General features: G+C 73.6%; 14 protein-coding genes and 1 riboswitch. Of the genes, 11 read left to right on the top strand and 3 right to left on the bottom strand.

Annotated elements, in window-relative coordinates; genetic code table 11:
• Positions 1-108: 108 nt before the first annotated feature.
• From ACGF0D_RS02305 to ACGF0D_RS02275, 7 genes are all read left to right on the top strand, one after another.
• Positions 109-1,371 carry an HD-GYP domain-containing protein gene (locus ACGF0D_RS02305; protein ID WP_392873330.1) on the top strand — a complete coding sequence of 421 codons (1,263 nt, stop codon included), beginning with the start codon at positions 109-111 and terminating at the stop codon, positions 1,369-1,371.
• A gap of 351 nt (positions 1,372-1,722) precedes the next feature.
• Positions 1,723-2,715 (top strand): tetratricopeptide repeat protein, encoded by a 993-nt coding sequence (locus ACGF0D_RS02300; RefSeq protein WP_392873328.1) that lies wholly within the window; start codon positions 1,723-1,725, stop codon positions 2,713-2,715.
• Positions 2,716-2,758: 43 nt separating this feature from the next.
• Complete coding sequence (gene def / locus ACGF0D_RS02295; protein ID WP_392873325.1) at positions 2,759-3,400, top strand: peptide deformylase; 642 nt, start codon at positions 2,759-2,761, stop codon at positions 3,398-3,400.
• A gap of 264 nt (positions 3,401-3,664) precedes the next feature.
• Entirely contained in the window at positions 3,665-4,312 is a 648-nt protein-coding gene (gene cseB, locus ACGF0D_RS02290; protein ID WP_392913724.1) for a two-component system response regulator CseB, read from the top strand.
• Between the two features lie 17 nt (positions 4,313-4,329).
• Positions 4,330-5,568, top strand: coding sequence for a sensor histidine kinase (locus ACGF0D_RS02285; RefSeq protein ID WP_392913652.1), 1,239 nt, complete (start codon positions 4,330-4,332; stop codon positions 5,566-5,568).
• 164 nt (positions 5,569-5,732) lie between these two features.
• Entirely contained in the window at positions 5,733-6,494 is a 762-nt protein-coding gene (locus ACGF0D_RS02280; protein ID WP_392874239.1) for an ABC transporter ATP-binding protein, read from the top strand.
• 32 nt (positions 6,495-6,526) lie between these two features.
• Positions 6,527-9,022, top strand: coding sequence for an ABC transporter permease (locus ACGF0D_RS02275; protein ID WP_392913651.1), 2,496 nt, complete (start codon positions 6,527-6,529; stop codon positions 9,020-9,022).
• Between the two features lie 55 nt (positions 9,023-9,077).
• Here the strand turns inward: ACGF0D_RS02275 and ACGF0D_RS02270 are convergent, their stop codons facing one another.
• The 3 genes from ACGF0D_RS02270 to ACGF0D_RS02260 form a co-directional block, all read right to left on the bottom strand.
• A complete protein-coding gene (locus ACGF0D_RS02270) occupies positions 9,078-10,139 on the bottom strand; it encodes a ferritin-like protein (RefSeq protein WP_392913650.1) in 1,062 nt (353 codons plus the stop codon).
• A gap of 185 nt (positions 10,140-10,324) precedes the next feature.
• Positions 10,325-11,320, bottom strand: coding sequence for a ribonucleotide-diphosphate reductase subunit beta (locus ACGF0D_RS02265; RefSeq protein WP_392913722.1), 996 nt, complete (start codon positions 11,318-11,320; stop codon positions 10,325-10,327).
• Positions 11,321-11,340: 20 nt separating this feature from the next.
• A complete protein-coding gene (locus ACGF0D_RS02260; RefSeq protein ID WP_392913721.1) occupies positions 11,341-13,746 on the bottom strand; it encodes a ribonucleoside-diphosphate reductase subunit alpha in 2,406 nt (801 codons plus the stop codon).
• A gap of 191 nt (positions 13,747-13,937) precedes the next feature.
• A riboswitch (cobalamin riboswitch) is annotated at positions 13,938-14,081 on the bottom strand.
• Between the two features lie 333 nt (positions 14,082-14,414).
• Between ACGF0D_RS02260 and ACGF0D_RS02255 the strand changes: the two genes are divergently transcribed.
• From ACGF0D_RS02255 to ACGF0D_RS02240, 4 genes are all read left to right on the top strand, one after another.
• The gene (locus tag ACGF0D_RS02255) at positions 14,415-15,416 is read left to right on the top strand and encodes a hypothetical protein (protein WP_392913649.1); all 1,002 of its coding nucleotides are present in this window, start codon (positions 14,415-14,417) and stop codon (positions 15,414-15,416) included.
• Between the two features lie 184 nt (positions 15,417-15,600).
• Entirely contained in the window at positions 15,601-17,049 is a 1,449-nt protein-coding gene (locus tag ACGF0D_RS02250; RefSeq protein ID WP_392913720.1) for a glycoside hydrolase family 26 protein, read from the top strand.
• A gap of 175 nt (positions 17,050-17,224) precedes the next feature.
• Positions 17,225-18,013, top strand: a complete 789-nt coding sequence (locus tag ACGF0D_RS02245; protein WP_392913648.1) for a hypothetical protein — start codon at positions 17,225-17,227, stop codon at positions 18,011-18,013.
• Between the two features lie 111 nt (positions 18,014-18,124).
• The gene (locus ACGF0D_RS02240; RefSeq protein ID WP_392913647.1) at positions 18,125-19,576 is read left to right on the top strand and encodes a glycosyltransferase family 2 protein; all 1,452 of its coding nucleotides are present in this window, start codon (positions 18,125-18,127) and stop codon (positions 19,574-19,576) included.
• Positions 19,577-19,586: the final 10 nt, after the last annotated feature.

Here is a 19,586-nt window from a genome sequence, read left to right as displayed (position 1 = left end):
GCGGTGCCGGGGTCCGGGCGGGCGGTGCCGGGGGCCGGGGTGGTCGGGCTCCGGAGGCTGGGGCGCGTGCTCCTGGGGTGCACGCCCCGAGGGCGCACCACGCGCGGGGTGCATGCCGCGGCCGCCGCGCTGCTGGCGCTCGCGCTGGGCGCGGTCGCGGTGCGCGGGGTCGCGGAGCCGGGGGTCGCGCTGGCGTTCACCGCGCTGATCACGCTCGGCGAGTGCGTCCGCATCACCCTTCCGGGCGATCGGGAGCAGGCGCCGATCGGCGCGGCCGCCGCGCTGGCGTACGCCGTGCTCGGGCCGCTGCGCGGAGTGCCGACCGCGCACGGGACGCTCCAGGTGGTCGCGGTGACCGGGGCCGGCCTGCTGCTGGGCTGGCTGGTCGGCGGCGCCGGTCACCCGCACCGCCGCCCGCCCTGGGCCGACCCGGCCCGCCGCGACGGCGCCGCCCGCCGGCTGCTCGCCGTCGGCTTCGCGGCCGCCGTCTTCCAGCCGCTCTACAACGGCGGCATGGTCGACCGCTTCTCGCCCGAGGGCCCGGCGTACGGGGTGTTCCTGACCGCCGTGGCCGGGCTGGCCGCGCTCTGCGACGCCACCCTGGCGGCGCTGCTGCGCCGCTCCGGCGGCGGGCCGCGGTTCCCGGCCGCGCTGGAGGACGAGCTGCGCTCGCTGTTCGGCATCGGCTCGGCGATCGTCGCGACCGGGATGCTGGTCAGCCTGGCGGCCGGCGAGGTCGGGCTGTGGGCGCTGCCGCTGTTCTGCACCCCGCTGCTGCTCGCCCAGGTGTCCTTCCGGCGGGCCGCCGCCGTACGGGCCACCACCGGGCAGACCATCGCCAGCCTCGCCCGGGCCACCGAAGTGGCTGGCTACACCCCGCACGGGCACGCGCGCAGGGTCGCGGACACGGCGTGCGCGCTCGGCCGCGAGCTGGGCATGAGCACCCACGAGCTCGCTCTGCTGGAGTACGCCGCGCTGATGCACGACGTCGGCCAGCTGTCCCTGGTCGAGCCGGTGCCGGACGGCGCCACCGCGCTGCTGCCCGGCGCCGAGCAGCAGCGGATCGCGCGCCTCGGCAGCGAGGTGATCAGCCGCACCAGGGTGCCCCGGCAGGTCGCCGAGCAGGTCGCCCGGCTGGCCGACCCCTGGACCGGACCCGCCTCCGGCGAGGGCCAGGTGCCGCTCGCGTCCCGGATCATCCGGGTCGCCAACGCCCACGACGACCTGCTCACGGCGGCCCGCGGCCGGGGCATCGGCGAGGCGGTCGGGCGGCTGGAGGTGCTGGAGGTGCTGCGACTGGGCCGCGGCCGGGTCTACGACGCCCGGGTGGTGGACGCCCTGGCCAGGCTGAACGGCCGGGGCCGCCGCTGAACGGCCGGGGCCGCCGCCGGGCCCGGCCGGCCCGCCCGGCCAGGGCGTCCAGGGGGCGCCGGGGGCTGCCGAGGGGCGCGCCGGGCCCGTGCCGAGCGGGCCCGGCCGCCGCCGTCGCGGCCCCCGGGAACCGGGCCGCGGCCGTCAGGGGTTGAGCGGGCGGGATCGGACAGGCAGGCTGGGGAGGGGCGGGCCCCAACCTCGGCGGTGGGGAGCGCGGGCGGGGGCGGGCGTGGTTGGATGCGGTCGTAGCGTGGAACACCGACCCGGGGCACCGGGCCCCGCACACGTCGGAGGCGGTACGGGCACGGTGGCACGGGACTTGAGCGGACGACGACGGCAGGGACGAACGTGAGGATCTTCCACCGGGCACGGCACCGGCCGTCCGCCACCTGGCGGCAGACGACCGACCGGGCCTTCACGCTGATCGGCGACGGCCGCTACGAGGACGCCGGCGCGCTGCTGGTGATGGCCGCCGACCTGGAGCCGTGGCTCTCCGACTCCTGGTTCAACCTCGCCCTGCTGCACAAGTTCCGCCGGGACTGGGAACAGGCCCGCTCGGCCGGCCTGCGCGCCGTCGCCCTGCTGGACCGCGAACACGGCGCCCCGGACTGGTGGAACCTCGGCATCACCGCCACCGCCCTCCAGGACTGGCCGCTGGCCCGCCGCGCCTGGCAGGCGTACGGCCTGAAGCTGCCCGGCGGCCCCGGCGCGCAGCAGGACGGCCCGGTCAGCCTGGACCTCGGCACCACCCCGGTGCGGCTCTCCCCGGACGGCGAGTCCGAGGTGGTCTGGGGCCGCCGGCTGGACCCGGCCCGGATCGAGGTGCTGTCCATCCCGCTGCCCTCCTCCGGCCGCCGCTGGGGCGAGGTGGTGCTGCACGACGGCGCCCCGCACGGCGAGCGGGTCACCGACGGTGTCGCCTACCCGGTGTTCGACGAGATCGAGCTGTGGGCGCCCTCCCCGGTGCCGACGTACGTGGTGCTGCTCCAGGCCGCCACCGCCGGTGACCGGGACGCGCTGGAGCGGCTGGTCGCCGACGCCGGCTACGCGGCCGAGGACTGGACGTCCTCGGTGCGGCTGCTGTGCCGGGCCTGCTCGGAGAGCCGGATGGCCTCCGACGACGGCGTCGCCGCCCACCACGACCCCCACGACGACGGCGACGCCGCCCACCCAGGCCACCTCAGCCACCTCAGCCAGGGCGGCGCGGCCGGGATGTCCTGGCTGGTCGAGCGCGAGTGCGGGATCGCCGCCCCGGCGCACCTGGTGCGCACCCTGCTGGACCGCTGGGTCGCGGCGGCCCCGGGAAGCCGGGCTTACCGGGATCTCGAAGAGGTGTGCTGAGTACCCTGGTGAGGTAACGCGTACACCTACGGAAGCGGAAGACATGGCGGAGCAGGCCGAGCAGCACGAGCACGAGCACGACGTGGAGGGGACGGCGCCCGAGACGCCCGTGAAGGTGATCGGTGAGGAGCCCGACCTCAGCAAGGGCACCGCGCGTCCGATCACCGTCGTCGGCAACCCGGTCCTGCACCGCGAGGTCAAGGACGTCACCGTCTTCGACGGTGAACTGTCCGCGCTGATCGACGACATGTTCCAGTCGATGTACGCCGCCGAGGGCGTCGGCCTCGCCGCCAACCAGATCGGCGTCGACCTCAAGGTCTTCGTCTACGACTGCCCGGACGACGACGGCGTGCGCCACATCGGCCACGTGATCAACCCGGTGCTGGAGGAGTACCCGGCCGACCGCCGCCGCGTCCTGGACGACGGCAACGAGGGCTGCCTCTCCGTCCCGACCGCCTACGCCGAGCTGGCCCGCCCGGACTACGCCGCCGTCACCGGCGTCGACAAGGACGGCAAGGAGATCCGCGTCGAGGGCACCGGCTTCTTCTCCCGCTGCCTGCAGCACGAGACCGACCACCTCTACGGCACCCTCTACATCGACAAGCTGTCGAAGCGGGACCGCAAGGACGCCCTGCGGCAGATGGCCGAGGGCACCCCGAAGTACGCGACGGTGCCGAACGCGTAAAGCCCGGAGGCGAGTCGGGGGCCGGCACGGGGGAATCCCGGGCCGGCCCCCGCGTTTCGTATCGGCCGGGTATCAGGGGGCGCTCGGCCCGGCATCGACGTGGGCGGCGGGGCCTTCGCGTCCGCTTTCTGCCGTATCGTTCCCCTGGCCGCCGCCCCCTGCAGCGGACCGTTCCGCCCCGTGAACTGGAGCCCTCCGCCCGTGTCCTCGCCCGAGCCCTCCCCGCGCCCCGTCCGTGTGCTGCTGGTCGAGGACGACGAGCTGATGCGCCGCTCCTTCACCGTCGCCCTGGAGCGCTACGGCTACGAGCTGCGGGCCGCGGCGGACGGCCTCACCGGGCTGGAGCTGTTCCGGGACGAGCCGTTCGACCTGCTGATCCTCGACGTGATGCTGCCCGGCCTGGACGGGATCGGCCTGTGCCGCAGGGTCCGGGAGAGCAGCCTGGTGCCCGTGCTGATGATGTCCGCGCGCGGCGACGGCCTCGACGTGGTCGCCGGCCTGGAGGCCGGGGCCGACGACTACGTGGTCAAGCCGGTGGACACCTATGTGCTGGTGGCGCGGATCCGCTCGCTGCTGCGGCGGGCGACGTACGCGGCGGCCGCGCCGCCGGAGGAGGCCGCCGGCGGGGAGGTGCTGGTCTTCGGGGACCTGAGCGTCGACACCGCCGGGATGGAGGTGTCCGTCGGCGGGAAGCCGGTGGCGCTGACCCCGACCGAGCTCAAGCTGCTGCTGGAGTTCGCCGCCCACCCCGGGGTGGTGCTGGAGCGGCACACCCTGCTGCGCAACGTCTGGGAGTACGGCTGGGACGGCGACAGCCGGGTCGTCGACCTGTGCGTGCAGCGGCTGCGCCGCAAGCTCGGCCGGGACCGGATCGAGACGGTCCGCGGCTTCGGCTACAAGCTCAGGCGCTGAGCGCGGTGCGTGCCCGGATGAAGCGCCCGGCGTCGCTGCGCCGGAAGATCGCCGCGCTGGCCGCCGCCACCGCCTGCCTGGTCGCGGCGGCGGTCGGGCTGCTGGTGCACCTGTGGACGGCACAGGACATCCGCGCCCGGGCCGAGGCGCGGGCCTTCAACACGGTGTACTCGGCGATGGACGTCTACCGGCGCACGGGCGCACTCGCGGACGGGGCCGAGCTCGACCCGCCCGACCTGCCCGCGGAACTGCGGCACCCGGCCGACGACCGGCGGCACACCGCCTACGACGGGCGGGCCGAGGGGAACGTCGGCCCGAGCTACTGGGCCGCCCAGCGCACCGGCGGGCCGGGCAGCCCGGTGCTGGCCGTCCGAATCAACATGGCGCCGGAGCTGTCCGACCTGCCCCGGCTGGACGTGGCGATGGCGGTGGCCTCGCTGGTCGCGCTCGCGGTGGCGCTGCCGCTCGCCGGGTACGGGGCCGGGCTGCTCGCCCGCCGGCTGCGGCGGGTCGCCGAGACCGCGGGCCGGATCTCCGCCGGGGACCTCGACGCCCGGACCGGCCCCACCGGGGGCGGCGACGAGGTGGCCGAGATCGCGGCGACGGTGGACGCGATGGCCGACAGCCTCGGCCGACGGCTGCGCACCGAACGGCAGTTCACCGCGGACGTGGCGCACGAGCTGCGCACGCCGGTCGGCGGGCTGCTGGCCGCCGTCGACCTGCTGCCGGACGGGGAGACCGAGGACCTGATCCGGGCCCGGGTGCGGGACCTGCGGGGACTGGTCGAGGATCTGCTGGAGGTCTCCCGGCTGGACGCGGGGGCGGAGCAGCCGGTGCGTGTCCCGGTGCCGCTGGGGGAGGTCGTGCGGGAGGCGGTGGCGCGGACCGGGTTCGAGGCCGAGGTCTCCGTGAAGGACGCGGAGCCGGTGGAGACCGACCCTCGGCGGCTGGAGCGGATCGTCCAGAACCTGGTGGTCAACGCCCATCGGCACGGCGCGGCCCCGGTGCTGGTCACCGTCGAGGGCCGGACGGTCGTCGTGCGCGACCACGGCCCCGGCTTCCCCGCCGAGCTGTTGCTGCACGGTCCGCGCCGGTTCCACACCGGCGCCGCCGAGCGGGGCGCCGGGCACGGGCTGGGGCTGACCATCGCGGTGGGGCAGGCGCGGGTGCTGGGCGCGGAGTTGAGCTTCGCCAACGCGGGGGACGGCGGCGCGGGAGGCGGCGGGGCGGTGGCCACGCTGCGGCTGCCGGGCTGAGCGCCCGGCCGCTACCGGACTGCCGCACAGCGGAGCGGTCCCTGATACACGGCGGGCCGGGGCGCTGATACGTGGCTCGGACACCATCCGAAGTGCAGTGATTCGCACTTCGGACAGGAGCCCCCCACGTGATCGCCACCCCCCTCGGCCCGCAGAACCCGAACGTGACGCCGGGAATCGCGGCCGCCACCGCCGACCTGACCAAGGTCTACGGCGGCGGCGACACCCGGGTCACCGCCCTGGACGGGGTCAGCGTCGCCTTCCGGGAGGGCGAGTTCACCGCGATCATGGGCCCGTCGGGCTGCGGCAAGTCCACCCTGCTGCACTGCGCGGCCGGGCTGGACACCCCCACCTCGGGCTCCGTGCGGATCGGGACCACGGAACTGGGCGGCCTGAACGACCGGCGGCTCACCCGACTGCGGCGCGACCGGGTCGGGTTCGTCTTCCAGGCGTTCAACCTGCTGCCCACGCTGACCGCGCTGGAGAACATCACCCTCCCGCTGTCGCTGGCGGGGCGCAGGCCCGACAAGGCGTGGCTGGACCGGGTGGTGGCGATGGTCGGCCTCTCCCAGCGCCTCGGGCACCGCCCGGCCGAGCTGTCCGGCGGGCAGCAGCAGCGCGTCGCGGTCGCCCGGGCGCTGGTCGCCCGCCCCGCGATCGTGTTCGGCGACGAGCCGACCGGCAACCTCGACTCGCGCTCCGGCGCCGAGGTGCTCGGCTTCCTGCGGGACTCCGTACGGGAGTTGGGGCAGACGGTGGTCATGGTCACCCACGACCCGGTGGCCGCCGGGTACGCGGACCGGGTGGTGTTCCTGGCCGACGGGCGGCTGGTCGACGAGATGGCGCACCCGACGCCGGACCGGGTGCTGGACGTCATGCTGCGTTTTTCCGGGGGGAACCCCGAGACCCCCGCCTTCGCCGGCTGAACCCGCGCCCCCTCTACCTCCGAAAGCTGCTCATGCTGACCACAGCCCTGCGCAACGTCCTCGCGCACAAGGCCCGGCTGCTGATGACCGTGCTCGCGGTCTGCCTCGGCGTCGCGTTCGCCTCCGGCACCCTCGTCTTCGCGGACTCCACCGCCGCCGCCCAACGCGCCGCCGCGTCACGGAACTTCGCCGACGTCTCCGTCACGGTGACGGGCAAGGAGCCCGGCGTCCTGACCGACGCCCTCGCCCGCCGGCTCGCGGACGTGCCCGGCGTCGCGGCCGTGCGGCCCACGGCGGACGGGAGCGCCACCCTGAACGCGGCGGACGGCACCCCGCTGCGGGTGAAGCGGGGAGCGAACCTCGCCGCCGCGTACGAACCCGGGCGCCACCCGCTGGTGGAGGGCCGGGCTCCGGCCGGTGCCGAGGAGATCGCCGTCGACCGGGGTACGGCGGACGCGGGCCGCTTCCACCTGGGCGACACCGTCACGCTGGCCACGGACGGCCCGGTGCTCACGGCGCGCCTGGTCGGGATCGTGAGCACCGCCGACACCCGGGTCACGGCCGGCGCCACCCTCACCCTGTTCGACCGGGCCACCGCGCAGCGGCTGTTCGCGGCGCCCGGGGGGTACACCGGCATCGACCTCGTCGCCGCTCCGGGGACCGACGAGTACGAGCTGGCCGAGCGGATCGGGGGGATGCTTCCCGCCGACCGGGCCGAGGCCACCACCGGGCGGGCGCAGGCGGAGCAACAGGCCGTCTACGTCGGCACGTTGACCCGCGGCTACCAGAAGATGCCGATGGTCTTCGCCGGGGTCTCGCTGTTCGTCGGGTCGTTCCTGGTGGTCAACACCTTCACCATGCTGGTGTCGCGGCGCAGCCGGGAGATCGCGCTGCTGCGGGCGGTGGGGGCGACCCGGCGCCAGGTGGTGCGCTCGCTGCTGGCCGAGGCGGCGCTGGTCGGGCTGGTGGCGTCGGCGGTGGGGTTCGCGCTCGGGCTCGGCATCGCGGCCGTGATGCCCGGGCTGCTGAGCGGGGACGGCAGCCGGCTGCCGGAGGGCCCGCTGGTGATCGGGGCCCGGCCGGTGGCGGCGGCGCTCTTCGTCGGGGTCGGGGTGACGGTGTCGGCGGCCTGGCTGCCGTCGCGGCGGGCGGCGCGGATCGCGCCGGTCGAGGCGCTGCGGGCGGCCGCGCGGCCGGCGGACGGGTCGAAGGTGCGGGCGGTCGTCGGAGCGGTGCTGTTGCTGCTGGGCTTCGGGTTGTCGGTCTCGCTCGCCGGCTCGGCGAAGGACGCCTCCGAGGAGAACCTGCGCAGTGCGATGCTCGGCTGCGGGGTGCTGGTGGTGGCGCTGATCGTGCTGGCGCCTTCGCTCGCCGGCCCGGTGATCCGGCTGACGGGACGGCTGACCGGCCGGTTCGGCACCGCCGGTGTCCTGGCCCGGCAGAACGCCCTGCGGGACCCCCGCCGTACCGCGGCGACCGCCGCCACCCTACTGATCAGCACGGCGTTGGTCAGCGGGCTCGCCACCATCGGCAACTCGACCGGGCAGGCCCTGGACCGGCAGACGGCGGACGGGCTCGGCGCCGACTACGTGATCAGCACCGGCGACACCATGACGGGCATCGACCCGGCGGCCGTCGGGCGGGTGGCCGGTGTGCCCGGGGTGCGGGAGGCGAGCGCGGTCGCGGACTCGACGGCGGTCGTCGGGGGGCGGGTCCGGGAGATCTCCGGCGTCGACGCCGGCGCTGTCGGTCAGGTGATGAAGCTCGACTTCGTCAGCGGCTCGGCCGAGGACCTCGGACCAGGCCGGATCGCCCTCTCCGGCAGCGTCGCCCGGGAGAGCGGGGTGAGCACGGGCGGGCAGGTCGACGTCCGGGTCGGCCGGAGCAAGGAGTTCGCGAAGTACACCGTGGCGGGCGTCTACCGGGACAACCCCACCGCGCGGGACGCCGTCGGTGCCCGGGAGGACGTGCAGCGCGACGGCTACAAGCCCGGCTCCGTCCAGCGGATCCTGGTCCGGGCCGACGGCACCTCCACGGACGCGCTGCGCGCGGCGGTCGGCAACAACCCGCTGCTGAAGGTGCAGGACCGCTCGCAGCTGGTGCACGAGGCGGCGGGGACGACGGGTGACCTGCTGACGCTGATGTACGGGCTGCTCGGCATCGGTGTGGTGATCGCCGCGCTGGGGATCGTGAACACCCTGGCCATGTCGGTCGCCGAGCGGACGCGGGAGATCGGGATGCTGCGGGCCATCGGTATGGATCGTGCCGGCGTCCGTCGGATGATCCGCCTGGAAGCCGTGACGGTCGCCGCCTTCGGCACTCTGCTGGGGTTGGCGGGCGGCCTGTTCGGCGCCTGGGCGGTCGGCGCCCTGGCGGGCGGCGCGATGGACGGGTACGCGCTCGCCCTGCCCTGGGGGACGCTGGCCCTGGTCTGCCTGGGCTCGCTGGTCATCGGTGCGCTGGCGGCCGCCCTGCCGGCGCGGCGGGCGGCGGCGCTGAGCCCGCTGGAGGCCGTCGCGGAGGGGTGACGCACGGCTCGGCCCCCGCCCGGCGTTCGTGCGCCGGGCGGGGGCCCGCGTGCGGTCAGCCGGTGACGAAGAGCCACTCCGGGCCGTAGGTGAAGCGGGGGTCCGCGGGGAGCTTGATGGCGTTGATCCGCTGGGCGGTGTCGGCCAGGTCGCTCATGTTCCCGATCGCGGTGAAGAGCTCGTTCGGGTTGCCGCCCCAGGCGTGTTCGAGGGAGGTCAGCATGGTGCTGTAGGTCGAGTTGAAGTCGTGCAGCAGGGCGGCGGTGGACTGGTCGGGCGCGTTGCCGGGGTCGTTGGCCCAGCCGCCGGCGGGGACCCGGGCGACCGGCGAGGTGTCCGGGAGCGGCACGTCGGGGCCGGTGAACTCGAACGTCCCCGTCGCCGGGTTCTGCACGAGCTTCTTGCCGACGGCGATCTCCTTGAACGCGTAGTAGTGGGCGAGTTCGCCCGGGGCGCCGGGGAAGGGATTGTCCGGGGAGGCCGTGGTGCCCTCGCCCTGGGTCTGGATGATGTCGATCGCCTTCAGAACGTCGTCGATGGTGTTCATCGCGACGATGTCGTTGCCGGCGCCGTGGCCCGACCCGAGCGGGAAGGTCACCTGGTTCTGCCCGGTCAGCAGGTGGGCGAAGTTCGGGAAGACATTGGCGATCCGCTGGTAGAACGCGCCGATCGTGTTCCCGTCGGCGGCGAAGGCGAGCGGGTTCTCGGGCTTCTCGATGTCGGAGAAGAGGCCCGCCGACTCCCGGGTCAGCCCGCCGAGGGAGACGATCAGCCCCGGGTTGACCCCACCGGGCAGCTCGCCCGGGTACTTGGGGACGGTGGCGGGGTCGGTGAGGACGACGGTGCCGCCGATGCTGGTGAGCATGTTGCAGACCAGACCGAAGTGCGACATCTCGTCGAAGACGATCTCGCGGATCGTGTGGCGGACGGGCTGGGAGTCGTCCTGGCTGGTGATCGACCAGAGCGCGGTGGCGTAGGGCGGGATGGTGGAGAGCTCCAGCATGATCGCCCGCTGCAGCGCGTCCTTGAGCTCCTGCTCGGTCCAGTCCCCCTCGGCCATGCTCATGAGCTGGACGATCGCGTCGCTCTCGTAGTCCAGGATTCCGGTCGCCGCCATGGTGTTCCCCTTTCGCTCGGCTGTGCGCCGGACCGTAGCCGGAGGCGGGCCGTGCCCGGACGCATGCCGCCGGTGCGGCCGAGGAGTTCATCCGGACGGGCGGCGCGCGGAGCGGCCGCCTGAAACGACAGTGGTGCCCCGCACGGGCTGTCGCCGTGCGGGGCACCACTGTCATGCGCGCTTCTTTAGAAGTCGTCGTCGAAGGACACCGAGCCCTCGACGGCCACCTGGTACGCCGACACGCGGCGCTCGAAGAAGTTGGTCAGCTCCTGGACGTTCTGGAGCTCCATGAAGCCGAACGGGTTCGTCGACCCGTACCGGATCGGCAGGCCCAGGCGGGCCAGGCGCTGGTCGGCGACGGCCTCCAGATACTGGCGCATCGACTCGGTGTTCATGCCGGCCAGGCCGTCGCCGCAGAGGTCCTGGGCGAACTGGAGTTCGGCCTCGACGGCCTCCTCCAGCATCTCGGTGACCTGCTTGGCCATCTCGTCATCGAAGAGGTCGGGCTCCTCCTCGCGGACGGTGTCCACGACCGACATGGCGAAGTCCATGTGCATGGACTCGTCGCGGAACACCCAGTTGGTGCCGGTGGCCAGGCCGTGCAGCAGGCCGCGGCTGCGGAACCAGTACACGTAGGCGAACGCGCCGTAGAAGAACAGGCCTTCCACGCAGGCGGCGAAGCAGATCAGGTTCAGGAGGAACGCGCGGCGGTCGTCCTTGGTCTGCAGCGAGTCGATGTGGTCGACCGCGTTCATGTACTTGAAGCAGAACTTGGCCTTCTGCGCGATCGACGGAATGTTCTCCACCGCCGCGAACGCCGCCGTCCGGTCCTCCGGGTCGGGCAGGTAGGTGTCCAGCAGCGTCAGGTAGAACTGCACATGGACGGCCTCCTCGAACAGCTGACGGCTCAGGTAGAGCCGCGCCTCCGGGGAGTTGATGTGCTTGTAGAGGCTCAGCACCACGTTGTTGGAGACGATCGAGTCGCCCGTCGCGAAGAACGCGACCAGTCGCCCGATGAGGTGGCGCTCGCCCTCGTTGAGCTTCGCCAGGTCGGCGACGTCGGAGTGCAGGTCCACCTCCTCCACCGTCCAGGTGTTCTTGATGGCGTCCCGGTACCGGTCGTAGAACGACGGGTAGCGCATCGGGCGCAGGGTCAGCTCGAAGCCGGGGTCGAGCAGCATCTTGCGGTCTTCAGGGGTGCTCACTGGCAGGCCTCGCAGGACTCGGGGTTCTCCAGGGAGCAGGCGATGGCGGCTTCCTGCTCCGGGGTGAGGGAGGGGGTGTTCACGGGCACCGGCGCGGCGGCCCGGGCGGTGCCGGACGCGGCCTGGGCGATGCGGGTGGCCGGGCGCGAACGCAGGTAGTAGGTGGTCTTCAGACCGACCTTCCACGCGTAGGCGTACATCGAGCTGAGCTTGCCGATGGTCGGCGCCGCCATGAACAGGTTCAGGGACTGGCTCTGGTCCAGGTACGGCATGCGGGCCGCGGCCAGGTCGATCAGGGCGCGCTGCGGCAGCTCCCAGGCCGTGCGGTACAGCGACCGCACCTCGGCCGGCAGCCAGTTCAGCTCCTGGACGGACCCGTTGGCGTCGCGCAGGGCGTCGCGGGTCTGCTGGTCCCAGACGCCGAGCTCCTTGAGCTCGCGCACCAGGTACGGGTTGACCTGGAGGAACTCGCCGGACAGCGTCTCGCGCTTGAACAGGTTGGACACCTGCGGCTCGATGCACTCGTACACGCCGGCGATGGAGGCGATGGTCGCGGTCGGCGCGATGGCCAGCAGCAGCGAGTTGCGCAGGCCGGTCTCGGCGATCCGGGCGCGCAGCGCCGTCCAGCGGTCGGCCCACTGCGGGGCGGCCGTCGGGAAGTGGTCGATGTGCAGCTCGCCGCGGGCGGCGCGGGTCTCGCCGTACGCCTCGTGGCGGCCGAGCTGCTCGGCCAGGTCGGCGGAGCGCTCGTACGCGGTGAGCATGATGCGCTCGGCGATGAGGGTGGAGAGGGTCTTGGCCTCGGCCGAGTCGAAGTCGATCCGCAGCTTGAAGAAGACGTCCTGGAGGCCCATCACGCCGAGGCCGACCGGGCGCCAGCGGGAGTTGGACGTCCCGGCCTCGGTGGTCGGGTAGAAGTTGATGTCCACCACGCGGTCGAGGAAGGTGACGGCGGTGCGCACGGTGGCGTCCAGCCGCTGCCAGTCCATCGCGCCGATCAGGTCGTCGGCCGAGGCGCCGGCGGCGACGTGGGCGCCCAGGTTGACCGAGCCCAGGTTGCAGACGGCGGTCTCGGAGTCGTCCGTGACCTCCAGGATCTCGGTGCACAGGTTGGAGGAGTGCACCGTGCGGCCCGGCAGGGCGGTCTGGTTGGCGGCGCGGTTGGAGGCGTCCTTGAAGGTCATCCAGCCGTTGCCGGTCTGCGCCAGGGTGCGCATCATGCGGGCGTACAGGGTCTGCGCCGGGATGGTGCGGACGGCCTTGCCGGCCTGCTCGGCCTTGCGGTAGGCCTCGTCGAAGTCGGCGCCCCACAGGTCGACCAGCTCCGGCACGTCGGCCGGGGAGAACAGCGACCAGTCCTCGTTGGCGTTGACCCGGCGCATGAACTCGTCCGGGATCCAGTGCGCCAGGTTGAGGTTGTGGGTGCGGCGGGCCTCTTCGCCGGTGTTGTCGCGGAGCTCCAGGAACTCCTCGATGTCGGCGTGCCAGGTCTCCAGGTAGACGCAGGCCGCGCCCTTGCGGCGGCCGCCCTGGTTGACGGCGGCGACGGAGGAGTCGAGGGTGCGCAGGAACGGCACGATGCCGTTGGACTTGCCGTTGGTGCCGCGGATCAGGCTGCCACGCGAGCGGATGCGCGAGTAGGACAGGCCGATGCCGCCGGCGTGCTTGGAGAGGCGGGCGATCTGCGCGTAGCGGTTGTAGATCGAGTCCAGGTTGTCCAGCGGCGAGTCGAGCAGGTAGCAGCTCGACATCTGCGGGTGCCGGGTGCCGGAGTTGAAGAGCGTCGGCGAGGAGGTCAGGTACTCCAGGCGGCTCATCAGGCCGTACAGCTCGGCCACCTCGCGCACCGACTGCTCGCTGTCGCCGACCGCCAGGCCACAGGCGACGCGGAGCAGGAAGTGCTGCGGGGTCTCGATCACCTTGCGGGTGATCGGGTGGCGCAGCAGGTAGCGGGACTGCACGGTGCGCAGACCGAAGTACTCGAAGCGGTCGTCACCGGTGGTGTCGATCAGCGCGTCCAGGGCGGTGGCGTGCTTGGCGACGAAGTCCGCGGTGGTGTCGCCGATCAGGCCCTCGGTGTGGCCGACGGCGATCGAGGCGGAGAAGGACACCGAGCCCTGGCTGTTCGCCTCGTCGACGATCTCCAGGGCGAGCAGGCGGGCGGCCAGCTTCGAGTACTGGGGGTCCTCGGCGATCATCGATGCGGCGGCGTCCACGGCCAGCCCGCGCAGCTCGGCGAAGTCCGAGCCGGCGTGGCGGCCGCGCAGCGCGGCGGCGGCGACATGGCCGGGGTCGACCTCGGTGAGGTCGGTGCTGCGGTCGGTGAGCAGCCGCAGCAGGGCGCCGCCGGGGTCGGAGACCGTCGGGTCGGTGAAGGCGGTACCGGTGCCCTGGGTGGGCAGGGTGGCTGAGGCGGCGGTGGTCAAGGCGCTCTCTCCTGGCGGCGATCGGCGGCGGTGATCGGGGGCCACCGGGCCGATCGGGGCAGGGGAGCACGGCACGAACGCAGACGGCGTCGCGCGACGGTGACTCCCCGGCCCGCCCGCGAGGCCCGGAGGGGTACTGCTCGTGCCGGCGCGGCCTCTGCGGGAGGGCCGTGGCGCACGCTGCCGGCAGGTCATCGGACTCGCGGGTACGGCTGCTGGAGCCGCCCGCACACCGCTGCGGGGCAGTCCCGGATTCGCACCGGGTTCCCCTGCATCGACAGCAGAAGCGAGCATACATGTAGTGGTGTCTCCCTGAAGCGACCCCAGATGTAGTACGGCGCCGCGTGTCGGGGCGATGACCGGTGGTACCGGAAACGTGGCCCCGGATGGCTGTCCGAGGCCCCGGAACCGGGCCGGGGGCGTCCTGGTTTCGATACGGAATGGTCACCGGGAGGATCGGCGGACGCGAGGATGCCCTACGATCTGGGCGCATGAGCGACGGAACTGGCGTACCTGGGCAGGGGCCGCAGGGAACGCCTCCCGCCGGGCCGGGGGGCGCACAGAGTCAGCAGCCGGTGGTACCTGGTCCGGTACCGCCGCCGAGCGGGGGTTTCGGGCCGCCGCCGGCCTCGTACGGGCCGGTCGTGCCGGCGGCGCAGCCGGTCGCGCAGCCCATCCCGCCGGTGCCGCAGCCGGTCGCGCCCGCGCCGCAGCCGGCTCCGCCGGTCGGGCAGCCGCCGCACGCCCAGCCGCAGGCGCAGCAGCAGCCGCCGCAGCCCCAGCCGGCCCCCCAGCCGCAGCCCCAGTGGCACCTCCAGCAGCAGCCCCAGCAGCCGGTCCCGCCGCAGCGGGCCGAGCCGGACTGGGGCGCACTGGCGGACCGCAACGAGGCCGAGGGCAAGCGCCGTCGCCGGATGAGGGTCATCGGCGTGGTGGCCGCGGTCGCCGTGGTGGGCGGCCTGGCCGCCGGCGGTGTGGTGCTCCTCAACGGCAAGAAGGACGACGGCTCCCCGACGGCCGCCAAGAGCACCCAGCCGGTCGTGTCTCCGAGTACGTCCGGCACGCCGGGCGGCCAGCCGGAGGACCCGTCCAAGCCGATCTGGGAGGCCGCCACCGACCCGGCGCCGCAGGACGCGGGAGCGCTGTTCTCCGCGCCCCAGGTGACGATCAACGGCGCCACCTGGAACCGGACCGTCGTGGCGCTGGACTCGCCCTGCTGGGACGGGAACTCCACGACCGGCGGGCTGGGCAAGGTGCTCGGCGACCAGGGGTGCCAGCAGGTGCTCCGGGCGACGTACGTCTCCGGTGAGAGCGCGGTCACCGTCGGGGTGGCGGTCTTCGACCGCAAGCTCCAGGCCGAGACCGCGCTGAAGAACTTCACCGGGCAGCTCAAGGGCGCGCCGGCGGCCGGGTCGCCGGCCTTCTGCGCCGGTGCCGGCTGCACCGGCACCCACAACAGCCTGGGCCGGTACGGCTACTTCACGGTCGAGGGCTCGGCGAAGGGCGGCAACGCCCCGGACGCCACGGCGACCGCGGCGGCCTCCGGGTTCGCGGAGCACGTGAAGGGGCAGTTGCTCAAGCGCGCCAAGGCCGCGTCCTCGGCCGCGCCCGGCGTCCAGGGCACCGCTCCGGCCTCGGCGGGCTGATCCGCCGGGGCGTCCCGCGGGCGGGCGCGGCGGGCTGATCCGCCGTGACACCCCGGCCCCCGGCCGACCGTTCGCGCAGGCCGGGGGAGTGTGGCAGGCTCTCGGGACAGTCATGTCGTACGCGTTTCCGGTTGCGTCCGTGGGGGGCGGCGCCGGCGAGCAACCGGAGGAGCGGTCCGTGGCCATGCCCAGAGCCCTGCGCGGCAAGCCCGCCGTCCTGGCCGCGGCCGGGATCGTCGCCGCCGCGGGAGCGGTCTTCCTGCTGGACCACGACGGCCGGGCCGACGGCGAACAGCCCCCGCGCGTCCCGGTGTCGGTCGGCCTGCCCGGGCGCACCCTGCCGCCGGAGGTGGGCCGGGACCTGCTCGCCCGGGATCCGCAGGCCTCGCCGAACGCCCGCGCCGTCCAGCAGTTCCTCGCCGACCTGGAGTCCCAGGCCCGCACCGGGCAGAGCGGCGGCACGGTGATCGGCCAGCACGTCGAGGCGCACAACGAGCGCAACAACCCCGAGTACGGGGACTACCGGGGCACCAAGCAGGTCGGCTACTACTACAAGAAGGCCGCCGACATCACCGGCAAGCTGCCCGGCTTCGTGGAGACCGACCTCGGCCCCGGCTACGGCCAGAACGGCTGGGGCGTCGGCAACCCCCGCTCCTACTCGGCCGGCCGCTGGCCCACCTGCCGGGCCGGCTGGCAGTACACCGACGACGCCATCGACCTGCTCTCCGCCGTCTGGAACGGCCACCCGCGCGCCGAGGACGGCGGCTACGGCGCGGCGGGCGTGCAGCAGAACTGCGACGGCAGCAGCACCGAACTGCCCGACAACGGCGGCGGCCCGGCCGGGATCGTCGGCATGTCCTTCCACCAGCCCTACCCCGGTTCGGACGTCAAGTCCTTCGACCGGGTGCTCTGTTCGAACTCGCCGGCGGCGAAGGACCCCGACTGGTTCGGCCGGGTCGTGGACAGTGCCCACGACACCCCCGAGTACCGGGCACTGATCACCGACCTGTCCTACCTGGCCGACCACCTGGAGTACCTGGCCGCCCACGACGTGCCGGTGCTGCTGCGCCCGTACCACGAGATGAACGTGCTGGACTGCTCCCGCCGGTTCTGGTGGGCGGGCCAGAAGCCGGCCGACTACCAGGCGCTGTGGAAGATCACCTACAGGTACCTGGTGGAGACCCGGGGGCTGCACAACCTGCTGTTCGTCTGGACGCCGGTGTCCTGGGACGGCGCCCCGGGCGTGGACCCCTGGGACTACTACCCGGGCGGCCAGTACGTCGACGTGGTCGGCGTGGACGACTACAGCGGCAGCCCGGCGCACCCGATCGGCACCGGTGAGGTGTGGACCAAGCGGTACTACGACGGGCTGTCCGCCTACGGCAAGCCGCGGATGCTGGCCGAGTCCTTCGCCGTCCCGGTCAACTCCCGCCAGCCGGAGACCCTGCGGCGCACGCCCTGGACGATCTGGACGGTCTGGGGGCAGTCCCTCACCGCGAACAACCTGACCCCGGACCAGCCGCGCAACTCGGCCGCGGACGTCACCGCCACGTACCGCAGCCCGCTGGCGCTCACCGGCGGCTCCGGTCCGTTCGGGGCGAACGTCGACTGGGGTGGCCTGCACGTGCGCTGAGCCGACGCCACCTCCGGCGCGGTGCGGCGGGTGGTGCCGCGGGGCTCGGCCTTACGGGTGGAATTCCGGCGCGGTTGTGCCGTGTGGCATCCTGTGGCGGCGAAGCCGAGGGTGGGCCGACGGCCGGGACGGGCCCGGAGGGGGCGGGGGATACGGGATGACACGGACGGGTCCGATGCGCGCGGCCGGAGGCGTGGCCGTCGGCTGGGGCGTACTGCTGCTCTGCTGGGCCGGGTACAACTGCTTCGGTCAGGTCGGCGTCGCCACCTACCTCAAGGGCATCTTCTACTACGGCGGCTCCTCGGTGTTCGCCGAGACCGGAAGCCTCAACTACGGCCTGCTGTACCTGGTTTCGGGCATCCTTCTGCTGCGCGGGCGCAACTGGGCGCTCGGCGTGGCGGCCGGTGTCGCGCTGGTCGAGGGGTACAACCGGGTGCGCAGCCTGGTGGGCGCGCTGCTGGACAAGCCGCAGCGGGAGTGGTTCACGGGCACCACCGAGGGCTGGCTCAAGCTCGCGACCTTCGGGCTCGGGGTGGCCGTCACCGCGGCGCTGATCGTGCTGCTGGCCCGGTCGGTCTGGCGGGAGCAGCCGGCGCCGGCGCCGCTGTCGTCCGCGCAGCCGCAGCCCGCGTGGTCCCAGCCCGCCGCCTGGCCGCAGCCCCAGCTTCAGCCGCAGCCGCAGCCGCTGTCCCAGCCTCAGCCCGCGTGGCCCCAGCCGCTGCCCGGACAGCCCCAGCACCAGCTCCAGCCCGGACAGCCGCAGCCCCAGCCCGGTTGGGGGCAGCCGGTGCCCGGCCAGCCGACGCCGTACCCGCCGCAGCAGCCCGCCCAGCCGGGCGCGTACCCGCCGGCCGTCGCCCAGCCGTGGCCCGCCGCCCCGCCGCAGCCCGGCGCGCCGGCCCCCGGCCCGGTGCCGCCCGGCCCGGCCGTGCCGCCGCCGGCGGACCGGCCACCCCAGGGCTGACCGCCCGGGGCCGACCGCCGCGGGGGCCGACCGCCCCGCGGCTGAACGCTCACGAACGACCCGTTCCCCGCCCGGGGCCGGGACGACACCAGACGAGGAAGCGCTACCGCCATGTCATCGACCACCGCCGAGCGGACGGTGCTGACCACGTCCCGCGAGGCCGCCCGGCTCGCCGAGCGACAGATGTCGTGGAAGCCCCGGGTGACGCCGTTCTACGTCTCCTTCGTGATCATCTTCTCGTTCTCGCTGTGGGCGTACGTGCCCAACCCCACCGCGCTCGGCTGGGCGATCACCATCCTGTGGGGCATGCCGGTCTTCGGTGTGCTGATCGGCTTCCAGGGCGTGCTGATGGTCCGCCGCCGGCTGCGCCAGGTCAGCCGGATGACCCCGGCCGCGCCCGTCGAGGACGACTTCCTGATCGTGCTGGTGCCGACCATCGGCCGCCACGACACCTACCCCGCGCTGGAGCGCTCGGTGCTCTCGTACGTGGAGCACCTGCCGCCGTACTTCCCGTGGATGCGGGTGGACATCCTCACCGAGGAGGGCTGCGCCGCCGCGGAGAAGATCGACGAGCTGGCCGAGCGCCACCCGCTGATCCGCGTGGTGACCGTGCCGAAGGCGTACGAGACGCCCAACGGCACCAAGTTCAAGGCCCGCGCCAACCACTACTCGCACGAGCTGCGGATCGAGGAGGGCGAGGCCGAGGACGACGTCTGGGTGCTGCACATGGACGACGACACCGGCGTCGGCCCGGACACCGCCGCCGCCGTCGCGCAGTTCGTCAACCGGCAGCGCCGGGCCGGGGACGACGCCAAGCACATGGCGCAGGGCATCCTGACGTACCCGCGCGAGAACGCCGTCTCCACCTTCACCTGGCTCGCCGACGCGATCCGCCCCGCCGACGACATCGCCCGCTTCCGCGCGATGACCGGCACCGGCACCCCGATCGCGGGCGTGCACGGTGAACTGCTGATCGTGCGCTCCTCGGTGGAGGCCACCATCGGCTGGGACTTCGGCCCGAAGACCATCGTCGAGGACGCCCAGATGGCGCTCAACTTCTGCCAGCGCTACCCCGGCCGCAGTGACTGGTTCAACGGCCGCTGCTACGGCGCCTCGCCGGCCGGCGTCAGGGACTTCCTCAAGCAGCGCGAGCGCTGGGCCTGGGGCCTGGTCGCGCTCTGCTTCAACAAGACCATCCCGCTGCGGTACCGGCTGTTCATCGGGATGGGCATGGTCAGCTGGGTGCTCGGCCCGCTGCAGCACGTCGGCCTGGTGCTGCTGGTGGCGTGGTTCACCGGCACCTGGAACACCTCGCCGGTCACCCAGTCCGTGGTGCTGGTCTGGTCGATCAACTTCGCGTACGTCATCTGGACGTACTGGGAGGGCCTGCGGCTCAACGTGGTGGCCTCGGCCAACCACCGGCGCAAGTGGTGGGAGCCGATCGTGGTGGTGGCGGCCATTCCGCTGTTCTCCTTCCTGGAGGGCTGGGGCGGGCTTCGGGGACTGATCAAGTTCCTGAAGCGCGAGGAGAACAAGTTCGTCGTCATCGCCAAGCCGGCCTGATCGGAGAGCA

Source organism: Kitasatospora sp. NPDC048298, from assembly GCF_043201465.1.
Taxonomy (GTDB): domain Bacteria; phylum Actinomycetota; class Actinomycetes; order Streptomycetales; family Streptomycetaceae; genus Kitasatospora.
Note: the sequence above shows the minus strand (reverse complement) of the source record. Positions and strands in the feature narration are given on the sequence as shown.